The sequence below is a fragment of the Polaromonas sp. P4_F9 genome, from assembly GCF_056401235.1.
On record NZ_JBFUJT010000005.1, the window covers coordinates 80453 to 94126 of the forward strand.

The 13674-nt window shown below is 64.2% G+C and carries 15 protein-coding genes; 8 read left to right on the plus strand and 7 right to left on the minus strand.

Annotated elements, in window-relative coordinates; translation table 11 throughout:
- Window positions 1–43: 43 nt before the first annotated feature.
- Entirely contained in the window at window positions 44–1090 is a 1047-nt protein-coding gene (locus AC1DUB_RS06265; protein ID WP_477728777.1) for a GlxA family transcriptional regulator, read from the minus strand.
- 109 nt (window positions 1091–1199) lie between these two features.
- On the opposite strand from AC1DUB_RS06265, the gene AC1DUB_RS06270 reads away from it, so the two are divergent.
- The gene (locus AC1DUB_RS06270; RefSeq protein WP_477728778.1) at window positions 1200–1838 is read left to right on the plus strand and encodes a cysteine hydrolase family protein; all 639 of its coding nucleotides are present in this window, start codon (window positions 1200–1202) and stop codon (window positions 1836–1838) included.
- Between the two features lie 156 nt (window positions 1839–1994).
- Here the strand turns inward: AC1DUB_RS06270 and AC1DUB_RS06275 are convergent, their stop codons facing one another.
- A complete protein-coding gene (locus AC1DUB_RS06275; RefSeq protein ID WP_477728779.1) occupies window positions 1995–2837 on the minus strand; it encodes a class II aldolase/adducin family protein in 843 nt (280 codons plus the stop codon).
- Window positions 2838–2962: 125 nt separating this feature from the next.
- Between AC1DUB_RS06275 and AC1DUB_RS06280 the strand changes: the two genes are divergently transcribed.
- Window positions 2963–3880, plus strand: coding sequence for a LysR substrate-binding domain-containing protein (locus AC1DUB_RS06280; RefSeq protein WP_477728780.1), 918 nt, complete (start codon window positions 2963–2965; stop codon window positions 3878–3880).
- Between the two features lie 66 nt (window positions 3881–3946).
- Here the strand turns inward: AC1DUB_RS06280 and AC1DUB_RS06285 are convergent, their stop codons facing one another.
- The 3 genes from AC1DUB_RS06285 to AC1DUB_RS06295 form a co-directional block, all read right to left on the minus strand.
- Window positions 3947–4918 (minus strand): ROK family protein, encoded by a 972-nt coding sequence (locus tag AC1DUB_RS06285; protein WP_477728781.1) that lies wholly within the window; start codon window positions 4916–4918, stop codon window positions 3947–3949.
- Between the two features lie 19 nt (window positions 4919–4937).
- Window positions 4938–5132 (minus strand): DUF2905 domain-containing protein, encoded by a 195-nt coding sequence (locus AC1DUB_RS06290; protein WP_477728782.1) that lies wholly within the window; start codon window positions 5130–5132, stop codon window positions 4938–4940.
- Between the two features lie 493 nt (window positions 5133–5625).
- Complete coding sequence (locus AC1DUB_RS06295; protein ID WP_477728783.1) at window positions 5626–6756, minus strand: class I SAM-dependent methyltransferase; 1131 nt, start codon at window positions 6754–6756, stop codon at window positions 5626–5628.
- A 65-nt stretch (window positions 6757–6821) separates the two neighbouring features.
- Between AC1DUB_RS06295 and AC1DUB_RS06300 the strand changes: the two genes are divergently transcribed.
- The 6 genes from AC1DUB_RS06300 to AC1DUB_RS06325 all read left to right on the plus strand — a co-directional run bounded on the left by AC1DUB_RS06300 (window position 6822) and on the right by AC1DUB_RS06325 (window position 11733).
- Complete coding sequence (locus AC1DUB_RS06300) at window positions 6822–7589, plus strand: SDR family oxidoreductase (RefSeq protein WP_477728784.1); 768 nt, start codon at window positions 6822–6824, stop codon at window positions 7587–7589.
- Window positions 7590–7648: 59 nt separating this feature from the next.
- The gene (locus AC1DUB_RS06305; RefSeq protein WP_477720101.1) at window positions 7649–8020 is read left to right on the plus strand and encodes a dihydroneopterin aldolase; all 372 of its coding nucleotides are present in this window, start codon (window positions 7649–7651) and stop codon (window positions 8018–8020) included.
- A gap of 20 nt (window positions 8021–8040) precedes the next feature.
- Window positions 8041–8997 carry a tRNA 2-thiocytidine(32) synthetase TtcA gene (gene ttcA / locus AC1DUB_RS06310; protein WP_477728785.1) on the plus strand — a complete coding sequence of 319 codons (957 nt, stop codon included), beginning with the start codon at window positions 8041–8043 and terminating at the stop codon, window positions 8995–8997.
- 53 nt (window positions 8998–9050) lie between these two features.
- The gene (locus AC1DUB_RS06315) at window positions 9051–9671 is read left to right on the plus strand and encodes a DUF4136 domain-containing protein (protein ID WP_477728786.1); all 621 of its coding nucleotides are present in this window, start codon (window positions 9051–9053) and stop codon (window positions 9669–9671) included.
- 179 nt (window positions 9672–9850) lie between these two features.
- Window positions 9851–10534, plus strand: coding sequence for a histidine phosphatase family protein (locus AC1DUB_RS06320; RefSeq protein ID WP_477728787.1), 684 nt, complete (start codon window positions 9851–9853; stop codon window positions 10532–10534).
- A gap of 17 nt (window positions 10535–10551) precedes the next feature.
- Window positions 10552–11733 (plus strand): DSD1 family PLP-dependent enzyme, encoded by a 1182-nt coding sequence (locus tag AC1DUB_RS06325; RefSeq protein ID WP_477728788.1) that lies wholly within the window; start codon window positions 10552–10554, stop codon window positions 11731–11733.
- Window positions 11734–11851: 118 nt separating this feature from the next.
- On the opposite strand, the gene ruvB is transcribed toward AC1DUB_RS06325, so the two are convergent.
- On the minus strand, window positions 11852–12916 hold the full coding sequence (ruvB, locus tag AC1DUB_RS06330; protein ID WP_477728789.1) for a Holliday junction branch migration DNA helicase RuvB: 1065 nt from the start codon (window positions 12914–12916) through the stop codon (window positions 11852–11854).
- 121 nt (window positions 12917–13037) lie between these two features.
- Window positions 13038–13610 carry a Holliday junction branch migration protein RuvA gene (gene ruvA / locus AC1DUB_RS06335; protein ID WP_011484977.1) on the minus strand — a complete coding sequence of 191 codons (573 nt, stop codon included), beginning with the start codon at window positions 13608–13610 and terminating at the stop codon, window positions 13038–13040.
- Window positions 13611–13674: the final 64 nt, after the last annotated feature.

Consider the following 13674-nt stretch of genomic DNA (forward strand, 5'->3'; position numbering starts at 1 on the left):
GGTCTCGTCATATCCAGGCCTACAGCCATTTCCAAAAAAACCGCTATTTGCCCCGAAACTCACGCCGGTAGGTGGAGGGCGAGGTGCCCAGCGTCGTCGCGAAGTGCTGCCGCAGGGACACCACGGAGCCAAAGCCGGCATCGATGGCAATCTGGTCCATCGAGCGGTCGGTGGCCTCCAGTTGCCGCTGCGCCAGCGCCAGCCGCTGGCCGGTGAGCCACCGGCCCACCGTGGTGCCGGTGATCTGCCGGAAGTGCCGCGTGAAGGTGCGCCGGCTCATGAAGGCCCGATCGGCCAGCGCATCGAGGCTGTGCGGCTGGTTCAGGTTTTCCTGTACCCAGGCCAGAATGACTGAAAGCCGGTGGCCGGTGCTGGTGGCAGGCACGGGCCGCTCGACGTACTGGGCCTGCCCGCCCTGCCGCTGTGGCGCCACCACCATGCGGCGCGCCACGCGATTGGCCACCTCCGCGCCGTGCTCGCGGCGCAGCAGATGCAGGCAGCAGTCAATGGCGGCAGCGGTGCCCGCAGACGTGAGCACGTCACCGTCGTCGACATACAGCACATCCGGCTGGAGCTGCACCTGCGGGTAACGCTCGGCGAAAGCGGACGCCAAAGCCCAATGCGTGGCGGCGGGCCGGCCGTCCAGCAGGCCGGCCTCGGCCAGGACAAAAGCGCCCAGGCACAAGCCGACGATGCGCGCGCCGCGCCGGTGCGCCGCCTGCAGGGCCTTGAGCAAAGCCTCGGGCGGGCGCTCCATGGGGTCGCGCCATGATGGCACCACCACGGTATCTGCTTTGGCCAGCACGTCCAGGCCGTGTTGTACGGCAATGGTGAAGCCGGCTGTGGTTTGCAGCAGGCCCGGCTTGTCGGCGCACACCAGCAGCTTGAACCGCGGCAGGTCGGCACCCGAAAAATCGTTGCCGAACACCATGCACGGCACGGACAGGTGAAAGGGACTGATGCCGTCAAAGGCAACCACCGCAACGGTGCGGATCCCGACTACGGAGCCGACTGCCGGGCTGGCCGCGCTGCCGGCTCTGGCCTTGCCAGGGGCTTTGCCGAATGTCTTTTTGGGCGCGTTGGATGACATGGCCCGATTCTATCGACTATTGACATTTGGGCCACTTTCACCAAAACACCGCCAGCCCAACAATCACCTCCATCAACCACCTGTTTCAACTTTTGAAGGAAAACACACCATGTCCAGCACTGAGGCAACATCTCCACGCCGCGCCCTTGTCGTCATCGATGTCCAGATGGAGTATTTCACCGGCGGCCTGCTGATTGAATACCCGCCGGTGGAGCAGACGCTGCCCAATATTGGTCGCGCGATGGATGCGGCCCGTGCGGCAGGTATCCCTGTCGTGGTGGTGCAACACAGCGAGTCCGCTACCGCGCCGCTGTTTGCCAAGGGTTCGGCCCAGTGGGCGTTGCATGAGACCGTTGCGAGCCGCCCGCGCGACCACTTCATCGAGAAAGCCTGGCCCAACGTCTATACCGGCACCGACTTTGCCGGCTGGCTGGAGAAAAACAGCATCGATACCCTCACGGTGGTCGGCTACATGACGCACAACTGCGACGCGTCCACGATTTTCGAGGCCACGCACCGGGGCCTGCACGTGGAGTTTTTGCACGACGCGAGCGGCTCCATCCCTTATGCCAACGAAGCCGGCCAGGCCAGCGCGGAAGAAATCCACCGTATCTTCAACGTGGTGTTTCACACGCGCTTTGCCGCTGTCGGCTCCACCGATGACTGGACCGTCGCCGTGCAAGCCGGCCAGGCGCTGAAGAAAAGCAATATTCTGGTGTCGAATCAGGCGGCCATCGCGAGGAGGTAGCTTCCGGCATAGCGGACGACCAGTTTTTTTTTAAGCGGCTCACGCCCCCAAAAAAGCCGCAGCCGTCAATCATGCTTGACTGGGCACCGGACATGCCCGGGTCTTCCAGCGAGCGCACCTTCACGCTTTTGCCTTGGGCCCGGATTCAACCGGTCATCAGTCAAACATGTCCGGCTGCGTTTTGACCAGGTGATCCCAGATCGGCTGGAAATGCAGCCAGCCAATGTATTCGCTGCCCACATGTTCACGGCTGTAGCGGGCGCGCTCAGGCGTTACCAGGCGCGGTGCAATGCCTGCTGCATCGATCATCAGTTGTTGCTTGCAGCAGCGTTCCAGCGCGATGAACCAGAAGGCGGCCGCCTCGATGCTGTGGCGGCTGGCCGTGAGCAGCCCGTGGTTCTGGTGGATGGCCGCCTTGACACCCGTGAAGGCCTGGGCCACCTTGTGCCCGGCCTTGACTTCCACGGCCACCTGGCCCGCCTCATCACCAATGACCACATGATCTTCAAAGAAGGCTGCCGCATCCTGGCTGATCGGCTCCAGCTTTTTGCCCAGTGAGGCAAAAGTGGTTCCGTAAACGGTGTGCGCGTGGCACATCGCGACGATATCCGGATGAGCCTCATGCACGGCTGAATGCAGGACAAAGCCGGCGCGGTTGATCGCGTGGCGGCCCTCTACGACCTGGCCGCTGTGGTCGGCCAAAATCAGATTGGACACCTTGACCTGGGAAAAATGCACGGCCATGGGATTGGTCCAGTACAAGCCGGGGTTCTCCGGGTCGCGTACGGTCAAGTGCCCGGCAAAACCGTAATCGAAACCCTGCAAGGCAAACGCACGGCACGCCGCGACAAGCCGTTCTTTCAGGTGCTGGCGCTCCTCGGCGGCATTTGAAAACCGGGGGGTTGACGGATAAATCAGGCCAGCCTGCTCCGGCTGGTAGACGGAAATTCGCGCTTCATCCAGCTGGACATCGCGGCTCGCTTCAAGCACTGCAGACATTTCTTGCTCCTTTGGGGTCTTGGGTCTTTGGTTTACGGTGAGGCCATGTTCGCGCTCTTTTCAGACATTGACAAACGATAGATGTTCATGAAAAGATGAATTTCACTCATGAATCAAGGAGCAGCATGAGACGCGTCCCGAATTTCGTCCTGCTGCGGGCGTTTGAGTCCGCGGCCAGGCTGGAAAGCTTTACGCTTGCCGCCCGTGAATTGCACCTGACCCAGTCGGCGATCAGCCACCAGGTGCGAGAGCTGGAGGACTATTTCGGCAGACCCCTGTTCATCCGGCGCAACCGCCGCGTCGAACTGGTGCCCGAGGGGCGGCGGCTGCTTGACAGTCTTTCGCGGGTGTTTGATGTCATCGAGGCGGCCTGCGACGAGGTGGCGCTGGCGCCGCGGGCACAGGTGCTGGCGCTGCATTGCGCCCCCAGCTTTGCCGCCAAATGGCTGGGGCCCCGCCTGCCCGAATTCATGCAGGCCCATGCCGACATCACCATCCGGTTGACCTCGGGCGCAGAGCCTGTCGACCTCACCCGCATGCGGGAAATCGACGTCGCGATTGCCTATGGGCCCGTGCAGGAACGGGCGGGCGTGCTCTCCATCGCCCTGGGGCGCGAGCGCATCGTTCCCCTGTGCGCACCGCAACTGGTGGATGGCACGCGTCCCATCAGCCAGCAAATTGGTGACCTGGTCCTGATCGACTCCCAACTCAGCGCCATCACCTGGCCCGGCTGGTTTGCGCGCAACGGGCTCACGCTGCCTGCGCGGCCCCGGCCGTCGTTCGACCGCGCCGCGCTCTCCATTTCTGCCGCCGTCGACGCCATGGGCGTCGCCCTGGAAAGCGTCCGTCTTGCCGAGCGCGAAATCTCCCGTGGCGAACTGGTCGAACTGGGAAAAGACATTTTTTGCCCCATTGCGGAAGAAACCCACTTTGTGTCCTGCCGGGTGAATGAGCAGCACACGGAAAAGGTCCGGCTTTTCCGCGAATGGCTTTTCAAGGCGGCAGGCGTCGATATGGGCCGGGGCAACGCGCCGATTCCTTGAAGGCGGATACCTGGAACGGGTTTGAGCCAAAGCCCAACCAGACCGGCCCCGATGGCGCGGGATGGGCTAACTGACCAGCGCCAGGGCCCCGAAATCGCCGACCCGCTCACCCAAGCCGGCAGGCAGCAGCGTGCATCCGCTGGTCAGTGCCGGCAGTTTGCCGGCAATCTGCGCCTGCAGGCGCGGCAGCAGGTAGTCGCGGTGATGCCAGAACACGCTGCCGCCCAGGCTGATGCGCTCCAGGTCCAGCGTGATGATGAGGTTGTACAGCGCACGTCCCATGACACGGCACAACTCATCCACCAGGGCGACGGCGGCCACGTCGCCCGAGCGCGCCTGCGCCAAAATGCTGGCCGCATCCGCGGCGCCTCCCGCGGAGAAACGCCTGGCGATGGCATTGCCGGCCACCAGTCCTTCGAGATCGCCGATGTTGCCGCAGCCGCACAGCGCATCGTCGTTGTCGCTGACAAACATGTGGCCGGCATGGCCGGCATTGCCGTGCTTGCCGCGCAGAATGCGGCCGTCGACACACAAACCGCAGCCAATGCCGGTGCTCCAGGTGACATAGGCGCAGTTGCCTGTGCCTTGCAGCGCACCCCAGCGGCGCTCGGCTTCCAGCGCGCCTATACCGTCGTTTTCAATGCGCAGCGTGGTGGAGGTGCCGCGAAACTTCTCGCGCAACGGAGCCTCCAGCAAGGCGCTGGTCCAGTCATTGGGCAGGCCGCGCGCCGGCCCCGCCAGCCCGCCGCAGATATTGGGCGCGGCGAGCTCAATCATGTCCGCCTTCATCACAAACGGGCCGCAGGACGACACGCCCACATCCGTGATGTCACGCTCCCCGATGCCGGCTTCCGCACAAGCCTCGCCCAGCATGCGCAGGATCTGCCGTGCGACCGCGTCCGGTGTGCCGGTCTTGGCGGTGGGCTCGGAGCGGCGGGCCTGCAGCGCAGACAACGGCGGCGCGGCGGCAGCCCCGGTCACGCCGCGGGTCAGGCTGAGCGCTACCTTGGTGCCTCCCAAATCCACACAGGCTTTCATGGCAGGCCTCTCACATTCCTCAGATCAACTGGGCAATCAGGCTGGCGACCAAGCTCAGCAGGATCGTGGTGGTCAGCGGGATAAACCATTCCCGCCCAAACAGGCGAAAGCGCAGGTCGCCGGGCAGCTTGCCAAAGCCTAGTTTCTGCAGCAAGGGGCTGAACCAGCTGATGAAAACCAGCGCGAGAAAGATGACGATGAACCAGCGAATCATGTTGCTAGTTTAGGGGTAATACGATGCAGTGAGCACAGCGCGTGCGGTGCCGATCATCTCCTTCCCCCGCTGGGGGAAGGCCGGGATGGGGGCTCGCGGCGTGGGCGTCGGGCCGCCGTATTTATTTGGTCGCCGCTGGCCCCCACCCCACCCCTCCCCCAGCGGGGGAGGGAGCTTCACGGGTTCTTGGCTGAACCGTATTGAACCGTGTCGGGCCAGAGCCATACGGTTCAATGAGCACATCGCGTGCAGTGCCGATCCTCTCCTTCCCCCGCTGGGGGAAGGCCGGGATGGGGGCTCGCGGCGAGGGCGTCGGGTCGCCGTGCTTATTTGGTCGCCGCTGGCCCCCACCCCACCCCTCCCCCAGCGGGGGAGGGAGTTTCACGGGTCTTRCACTGAACCGTTGAATTCAGGGGTCGAAGCCCGTTGCGGGGCGCACGCGGCGAAAGCCCTGTAATCGGCCCTGTCATCACCGCCGGCATTCCCGGACGGGCTACAGGGTGTGCGTGCGGTCGCCAGCGGAAAAACCCATGGGTTCCCACGGCGCACCTTGTGAGAATGCGATGACCTTGAACAGCTCGCCCATCTCGTGCTCGGCAATCAGTTTCTGCACCATGGCGCGCTCGGCGAGGTTGGCGCTGTCAACGCCGCCTTCCATGCCCTCCAGCAACCCGCAGTTGAGCAGGAAGCGGCCCTGGCTGGTGTAGCCCAGCACCTGCAGGCCGGCGTCCTGCCCGGCCAGTGCGATGCCGGTGAAATTGACATGGGCCGTGATGTCCTTGCTGCCCACATCCAGCAGCGCATCGGTGTCCGCCAGGTGGCCGCGATGGCACATCACGGTGCCCATGCTGCGCTGCGGATGGTAATACTCGTGCTCGGGAAAGCCATAGTCCAGCAGGAACATCGCGCCCGCTTCCAGCCGGTCGGCCAGCGTGCGGATAAAACCTTCGGCCTGCGGGTGAATCTCGGTGAGGTAGTCATGGCTGCCGGCCACTTCCAGCGGTGGCCGCAACTCCGTGCGCTGGTCGGCCCAGGTGAAGCGCTCTCGATGGACCACCACGCCGCGCTCATGCCAGTCGCCGTTCAGCCGTGAAAGCAGCTTCACCGGCATGGCATCGAGCACCTCGTTGCCCAGCACCACGCCGCGCATCTTCGCGGGCAGCTCGCTAGCCCAGTGCACCTTGCCGGCATGCGCCGCCAGCCGCTCACGCTGACGCGCCTGCAGGCTGCCCGACAGGTCCACGATGGTGTAGCGCTCCACCTGAGGGCCCAAGGTGTCCAAAACCTGCTGCGCCAGAGCGCCGGAGCCCGCACCGAACTCCCAGATTTCCGAGGTGCCGGTGGCCTGCAGGGCTTGGGCCAGCTGGCGCGCCAACGCCTGGCCAAAACGTGGCGAGAGTTCGGGCGCCGTCACAAAATCGCTGCCATCGCCGCTGGCGCCGCCGGGCATCAGGCCGAATTTGCGGGAGTCATTGGCGTAGTAGCCCAGGCCAGGTGTGTAGAGCGCCAGCGCCATGAACTGGTCAAAGCCGATCCAGCCGCCGGCCTCTGCAATAGCCTTGGCAATGTGGGCCTGCAGCCCGGTCGTTAAAATGGGGGGGTGGCTGTTGTTTGTCACGCCCATGATTGTCGGCGATACCGCCCTGGCCCCGCACCAGCCCCTGCCCCAAAAACCCAAGCTCCAGCCTGATGACCGCAACCCCCTCCCTCCCCGTTGTTCTCGTGACCGGCGCCGCCAGGCGGCTGGGCCGCGAGATCGCGCTGGCGCTGGCGGCCGGCGGCTGGCAGGTGGCGGTGCATTACCGCGGCTCTGAAGAAGATGCCCTGAAAACGGTCGCTGATTGCACCCGTTTGTCGGGGGCTGCCGCCGCTTTTCAGTGTGACCTGGAGCAGGAAGCCGGCGTTCGCGCCCTGCTGCCCCGCGTTGCCGCGCATTTCGGCCGCGTTGACGCAGTGGTCAACAACGCCTCGACCTTTGAGCAGGACAGCGCCGCCAGCTTTGGCTTTGCCGCACTGGACAAGCACCTGCACAGCAATACCGGCGCGGCCATCCTGCTGGCCCAGGCGCTGCACGCGCATGTGAGCAGCCGCAACGCCACCGGCGCCGTCGTCAACCTGCTGGACCAGAAGCTGTGGAACCAGAACCCCGATTTCTTCAGCTACACCCTGTCCAAAGCGGCGCTGGAAGCGGCCGGCACCATGCTGGCGCTGGCCCTGGCGCCACAGGTGCGCGTGGTCGGTGTGGCGCCCGGCCTCACCCTGACCAGCCACCTGCTGAGCGACGAGCAATTCGAGGCGCGGCACAAGCTCGCGCCGCTGGGCCGCTCCTCCACGCCGGCCGACGTGGCCGCCGCGGTGAAGTTCGCGCTGGAGAACAGCTCCATGACAGGCACCACCCTGCTGGTAGACGGCGGCCAGCACCTGATGAAGTTTGAGCGCGACTTCTCATTGATGTGAACGCACACGCTGAAAAACCGCCTGCACACCCCGGCCCCAATCACTCAGACTGCCCCCCCATGTACAACACCCTAGGCACCCAGATCCTGACGCTCACCGGTTTGCGTTTTGACGCCAACCTGGGCATTCTGGATCACGAAAAAACCGCACCGCAACCGATCCAGGTTGATGCCGAACTGAGCCTGGGCACGCAGCCGCTGCTGCCCAGCGACGACGACATCATGCATGTGCTGGACTACCGCAAGGTGCGCCAGATCATCATCAACGAGTGCACGGCCGAGCATGTGAACCTGCTGGAAAGCCTGATCGGCAAGCTGGCTCACCGGCTGATGCTGCTGCCCGGCGTACTGGGGGTGCGGGTGAAGATTGCCAAACTTGAAATTTTTGACGACTGCGAAGTGGCGATTCGCATCGAGACGGGACAGTGGTGAACGACATGGGAGCCAACGACATGAACGCCCTATGGGACCAGGCCGTTGAACGGCACGAGCGCGAAGAGAGTTCCGCGCGCGTGCAGAACAGCATGAAAATCGAGCGCGAGGACCACAAGCTGGAAAAGCGCCTGTGCCGCGAAGTCGGCCGCGCGATTGTCGACTTCAACATGATTGAAGAGGGCGACAAGGTCATGGTATGCGTCTCGGGCGGAAAAGACAGCTACGCCATGCTCGATATCCTGCTGAAACTGCAAAAACGCGCGCCCATCAGGTTCGAGCTGATCGCCGTCAACCTGGACCAGAAGCAGCCCGGCTTTCCGGAGCATGTACTGCCTGACTACCTGGGCAAGCTCGGTGTGCCGTTTCACATTGAAAACCAGGACACCTACAGCATCGTCAAGCGCGTGATTCCGGAAGGCAAAACACTGTGCTCGCTGTGCTCGCGCCTGCGGCGGGGCATTTTGTACCGTGTGGCGGGCGAACTCGGCGCCACCAAGATCGCGCTGGGCCATCACCGCGACGACATGCTGCAGACTTTTTTCCTCAACATGTTTTTTGCAGCCAAGCTCAAGGGCATGCCGCCCAAGCTGGTCAGCGATGACGGCAAGAACATTGTGATCCGGCCCATGGCCTATGTGCCTGAAAAAGACCTGACGCGCTGGGCCCAGGTGCGTGACTTCCCCATCATTCCCTGCACGCTCTGCGGCAGCCAGGAAAACCTGCAACGCAAGCAGGTCGGCAACATGCTGCGCGAGTGGGAGAAAAAGCACCCGGGGCGGCTGGAGAACATGTTTTCCGCGCTGCAGAACATCGTGCCCTCCCACCTGATGGACAGCAAGCGCCATGACTTCAAAAACATCCGTACCACCGGTGTTGCCGATGCCGAAGGGGACAAGGCTTTTGATGCCGAAGAATTCAGCGAACCCCTGCGCCCCGGCCTGTCCGTGATCGACGTCACGTCGCTGCAGGCATGAAAGTCTTCAGCACAAGCCGTTTGCACCTGATCTCTTGATGTCCTTATGAGACTATGAGACGAATATTTTTAGCTATTATTTCAGTAGCATTTCTCGCGTTCCTCACGGTGGGCTGCTCGACCACGCGGCTGGTCGACAGCGACGTCACGGCTTTTTCAAAATGGAACGCCGCGCCACCCCGTCCCGGCACCGCGTACCGGTTTGAACGCCTGCCTTCGCAGCAGGCCGTCGGGGCACAGCAGGACCATGTTGAGGCGCTGGCGCGCACGGCCCTGTCCCGGGTGGGCATGGAGCTGAACCCCAGCGTGGCGCGTTACAGTGTGCAGGTGGTGCTCAACACCCAGGTCGTGGACCGCGGGCTGTATGACGGTGTGGGTTATGACGGTTTCGGCTTTGCGACCCCGGGGGTCTTTATGGCCGGCGGCAACCGTGGCGCATCGGTGGGCCTGTCATTTCCGATGCGTTTTCCGGAGCCCCCTTATTTCAAGCGCGAACTGGTCGTGTTGATGCGCGACCTGACCACCCGGCAGGTGGTCTTTGAAACCCGGGCGCTGCACGATGGCGTCTGGAGTGACTCCCTCAGCGTACTGCCCGCCATGATGGACGCCGCACTGCGCGGCTTTCCCGAACCGGCGCCGGGCAGACGCCGCATTAATGTTGAAATCCCCAAATAAATGAGGCCCCCACGTTCACTCACTGCGTGTAGCTCTCTGCCCCCCGAGGGGGCCGCTGCGCCTGCGGTCTGGCAAAGCCAGTCCCGCGGCCCCGGCTTGGTCTGGATTGAAGCCCCACGCTTGTGGCATTCCGTTCGCCCTGAGCCTGTCGAAGGGCACCCGCCAAGGAATCCCGCCCAATGACTGAAGCTACCCGCATCATTGCCATTCGCCATGGTGAAACCACCTGGAATGTGGACGCGCGCATTCAGGGCCACCTTGACATTCCGCTCAATGACACCGGGCACGGCCAAGCCAGGCGAATGGCCCAGGCGCTGGTGGACGAACCGATCACCGCGATCTATGCCAGCGACCTCAGCCGGGCCCGGGAAACCGCCGGCTACCTGGGGCATGCCGTGGGCGTGGAGGTGATCAGGGAGCGCGGGCTGCGCGAACGCTGCTTTGGCGAGTTCGAGGGCAAAACCTTTGCCGAGATCGAGGTGCTGCTGCCCGAGCAGTCGCTGCGCTGGCGCAAGCGAGACCCGGAATTCGCCCCGCCTGGCGGCGAATCGCTGCTGGACCTGCGCCGCCGCGTGGTGGGCACCGCGGAGCGGCTCGCCGCAGAGCACCCGGGCGAGTTGATCGCGCTGGTTGGTCACGGCGGCGTGATGGACATCCTCTACCGCGCGGCCACCCGGCAGGACATCCAGGCCCCCCGCACCTGGGCGCTGGACAACACGGCCATCAACCGCCTGCTCTGGACACCCGAGGGCTTCACGCTGGTGGGCTGGGCCGATACGCAGCACCTGAACGGTGACGCACCCCATGACAACCGATTTACCGACGACGCCGCCCCCGCTCCCGGCGCCGCCAACACCCAATGAGTGAATCCCCGCACACCATGAGTACATCGTCGTCCCGTTTGTCCGACCTGATAGGCAAGCCCGCCACCGAGATTGATACACCCGCCCTCGTCATTGACCTGGATGCGATGAAGCGCAACCTGGGCCGCATGGCCGAGTTTGCGAGAAAGCACAGCATCCGCTGGCGCCCCCATGCCAAGATGCACAAGAGCGCCGCGCTCGCCAAATTGCAGATCAGGGCCGGCGCGGTGGGCGTGTGCGTGCAGAAAACCGCCGAGGCCGAAGCCATGGTGGCCGGCGGGGTGTACGACGTCTACATCAGCAACGAGGTCATTGCGCCTGCCAAGCTGGCGCGGGTGGCGGCACTGACGCAGAAGGTCGCGCCCCATGGCGGCAAGATGGCCATTGCGGTGGACAGCACCCAGGGCGTGAGCCGGCTGGCGCAGGCCATGAACGAGACCAGGGCCGGCAGCGGCGTGAGCACCATCATTGACGTGTTCGTGGAAATCGACGTCGGCCAGGGCCGCTGCGGGGTGGAGCCCGGAGCCGCTGCGGTGACGCTGGCGCTGGAGATCCGCAAGCACCCGGCCCTGCACTTTGCCGGCCTGCAGGCCTACCATGGCAAGGCCCAGCATATTCGCAGCGCGCAGGAGCGGCGCGACGCGATTGCCCAAGCCGCAGCCGCCGTGCAGCGCACGCGCGACCTGATCGAAGCCCAGGGCATCGCAGTCGGACTGGTCACCGGCGGCGGTACCGGCAGCTTTGTGCTGGAGGCCGCCAGCGGCGTGTATGGTGAATTGCAGGCGAGCTCCTTCCTGTTCATGGATGTCGACTACGCGAAAAACGAGCGCGACCCGGCGCAGCCGCAGTTCGAGCACGCCCTGTTTGTCAAGACCCAGGTCATCAGCACCCGCAGCGGCCACGCCGTGTGCGACGCCGGCCACAAAAGTCACGCCATCGATTCCGGCCTGCCGCTGGTGCATACCCTGGATGGCGAGGATGCGCTGGAATATTTCAACGGCGGTGATGAGCATGGCATCTTGCGGCCCGCGGCGGGCGGCTCGCGGCTGCCGGGGCTGGGCCACATCCTGTGGCTGATTCCCGGCCACTGCGACCCGACCGTCAACCTGCACGATGTGATGATTGCGGTGGGCGGTGGCCTGCGCCGGGGCATTGTGCAGCGCATATTCCGGGTGGATGCGCGGGGCGCACTGACCTGACACCTGACCGTCCCGCGCTTGATGCAGCGGGATTTGCAGCCCGCAACAAACAGCGACAGGCCATCAGCGAACGGGAACCCGCGCGCCGAAACGCGCGCCAGCCGCCCGTGCAGCGCCGTCAGGTAAACATGTCGTTGCCGCTCACAGGGGGCGCCACGCCGAGGTGGCGGTAGGCTGCCAGGGTGGCAATGCGGCCGCGCGGCGTGCGCTGCAGGTAGCCCTGCTGGATCAGGTAGGGTTCGATCACGTCTTCAATCGTGTCGCGCTCTTCGCCAATGCTGGCGGCAATATTGTCCAGCCCCACCGGGCCACCATCAAAGCGGTGGATCACGGCTTCGAGCAGCTTGCGGTCCATCACGTCAAAGCCCTGCGGGTCGACATCGAGCATGGCCAGGGCCTTGTTGGCGATATCCAGCGTGATCTGGCCCGTGCCCTTGACGTCGGCATAGTCGCGCACGCGGCGCAGCAGGCGGTTGGCAATGCGCGGTGTGCCGCGTGAGCGGCGTGCAATCTCGAACCCGCCCTCCTCGTCCAGGGGGGCATTGAGCAACTTGGCGCTGCGCTTGACAATGCGCGCCAGCTCTTCGGGGGTATAAAACTCCAGCCGCGCCACGATGCCAAAGCGGTCGCGCAGCGGATTGGTCAGCATGCCGGCGCGCGTGGTGGCGCCCACCAGCGTGAAGGGCTGCAGGTCGAGCTTGATGCTGCGCGCCGCGGGACCTTCACCGATCATGATGTCGATCTGGTAGTCCTCCAGCGCCGGGTAGAGGATTTCCTCGACCACCGGGCTCAGGCGGTGGATTTCGTCGATGAAGAGAACGTCGTTCTTTTCCAGGTTGGTCAGCAGCGCCGCCAGGTCCTTGGGTTTTTCGAGCACCGGGCCCGAGGTCTGGCGCAGATTGACGCCCAGCTCATGCGCAATGATGTGGGACAGCGTGGTCTTGCCCAGGCCCGGCGGGCCGAACAGCAGCACATGGTCCAGTGCTTCACTGCGCTTCTTGGCCGCGCCAATGAAAATCTCGAGCTGCTCGCGCACCTTGGCCTGGCCGACGTACTCGTCAAACAGCTTGGGTCGCAACGCGCGCTCGATCGCTTCCTCATGGGGCGAAGCAGGCGCGGCCGACATCACGCGTTTGGTCGGCGGCAGATCGGCTGCGGAGAAATCGTCGGTCTGGATGCTCATGATGTTTCACACCAAAGTTTCGGTCGCTGCGCTCCCACGATACTTTGGCGTGGGCAAACCAGCAAAAAAGCTTGGGGCGGCCCGGCGCTTTCTTGAGAAATAAGAACCGTCAGGAGAAGCATCATTTCGCCAGCGCCTTCAACGCCAGCTTGATGCCATCGCTGACGCCGATATCCTTGGGCAGGGCCTTGAGCGCGAGCGCGGCATCGCGGTCGCTGTAGCCCAGCGCCACCAGCGCCTGCAGGATGTCGGACTGGCTGTCGCTGCTGACACTGACCTGCACGCCGATGTCGGCGCCCAGCTTGCCCTTGAGTTCAAGCAGCAGCCGTTCGGCGGTTTTCTTGCCGATGCCGGGCACCTTGATGATGCGGCCGGCCTCCTGGTGGGTCACGGCCTGGGCAAGCTCCTCGACGCTCATGCCGCTGAGCACGCTGAGCGCGGTGCGCGGGCCGACGCCCGAAATCTTGATGAGCTGGCGGAACGCGGCGCGCTCGGTAGCGCTGCCAAACCCGTAGAGGATTTGCGCGTCCTCGCGCACCACAAAATGGGTCAGCAGGCTGACTTTTTCGCCCAGGCCGGGCAGGTTGTAAAAGGTGCTCATGGGCACCAGCACCTCATAGCCGACGCCGTTGCAGTCCACCAGGACTTCCGGTGGATTTTTTTCGGCCAGCTGGCCTGAGATTCTTCCGATCATGGCCAAATCTTATCAGTCAGGCAGGCGCGGAAATTTGGGGGGACAATCTCGCGAGAACCCACCC

Bases quoted from the DNA above. Each gene is read 5' to 3' on its own strand.
- AC1DUB_RS06265 (WP_477728777.1), bottom strand. From the start codon at position 1,090: ATGTCATCCAACGCGCCCAAAAAGACATTCGGCAAAGCCCCTGGCAAG.
- AC1DUB_RS06270 (WP_477728778.1), top strand. From the start codon at position 1,200: ATGTCCAGCACTGAGGCAACATCTCCACGCCGCGCCCTTGTCGTCATC.
- AC1DUB_RS06275 (WP_477728779.1), bottom strand. From the start codon at position 2,837: ATGTCTGCAGTGCTTGAAGCGAGCCGCGATGTCCAGCTGGATGAAGCG.
- AC1DUB_RS06280 (WP_477728780.1), top strand. From the start codon at position 2,963: ATGAGACGCGTCCCGAATTTCGTCCTGCTGCGGGCGTTTGAGTCCGCG.
- AC1DUB_RS06285 (WP_477728781.1), bottom strand. From the start codon at position 4,918: ATGAAAGCCTGTGTGGATTTGGGAGGCACCAAGGTAGCGCTCAGCCTG.
- AC1DUB_RS06290 (WP_477728782.1), bottom strand. From the start codon at position 5,132: ATGATTCGCTGGTTCATCGTCATCTTTCTCGCGCTGGTTTTCATCAGC.
- AC1DUB_RS06295 (WP_477728783.1), bottom strand. From the start codon at position 6,756: ATGGGCGTGACAAACAACAGCCACCCCCCCATTTTAACGACCGGGCTG.
- AC1DUB_RS06300 (WP_477728784.1), top strand. From the start codon at position 6,822: ATGACCGCAACCCCCTCCCTCCCCGTTGTTCTCGTGACCGGCGCCGCC.
- AC1DUB_RS06305 (WP_477720101.1), top strand. From the start codon at position 7,649: ATGTACAACACCCTAGGCACCCAGATCCTGACGCTCACCGGTTTGCGT.
- ttcA (WP_477728785.1), top strand. From the start codon at position 8,041: ATGAACGCCCTATGGGACCAGGCCGTTGAACGGCACGAGCGCGAAGAG.
- AC1DUB_RS06315 (WP_477728786.1), top strand. From the start codon at position 9,051: ATGAGACGAATATTTTTAGCTATTATTTCAGTAGCATTTCTCGCGTTC.
- AC1DUB_RS06320 (WP_477728787.1), top strand. From the start codon at position 9,851: ATGACTGAAGCTACCCGCATCATTGCCATTCGCCATGGTGAAACCACC.
- AC1DUB_RS06325 (WP_477728788.1), top strand. From the start codon at position 10,552: ATGAGTACATCGTCGTCCCGTTTGTCCGACCTGATAGGCAAGCCCGCC.
- ruvB (WP_477728789.1), bottom strand. From the start codon at position 12,916: ATGAGCATCCAGACCGACGATTTCTCCGCAGCCGATCTGCCGCCGACC.
- ruvA (WP_011484977.1), bottom strand. From the start codon at position 13,610: ATGATCGGAAGAATCTCAGGCCAGCTGGCCGAAAAAAATCCACCGGAA.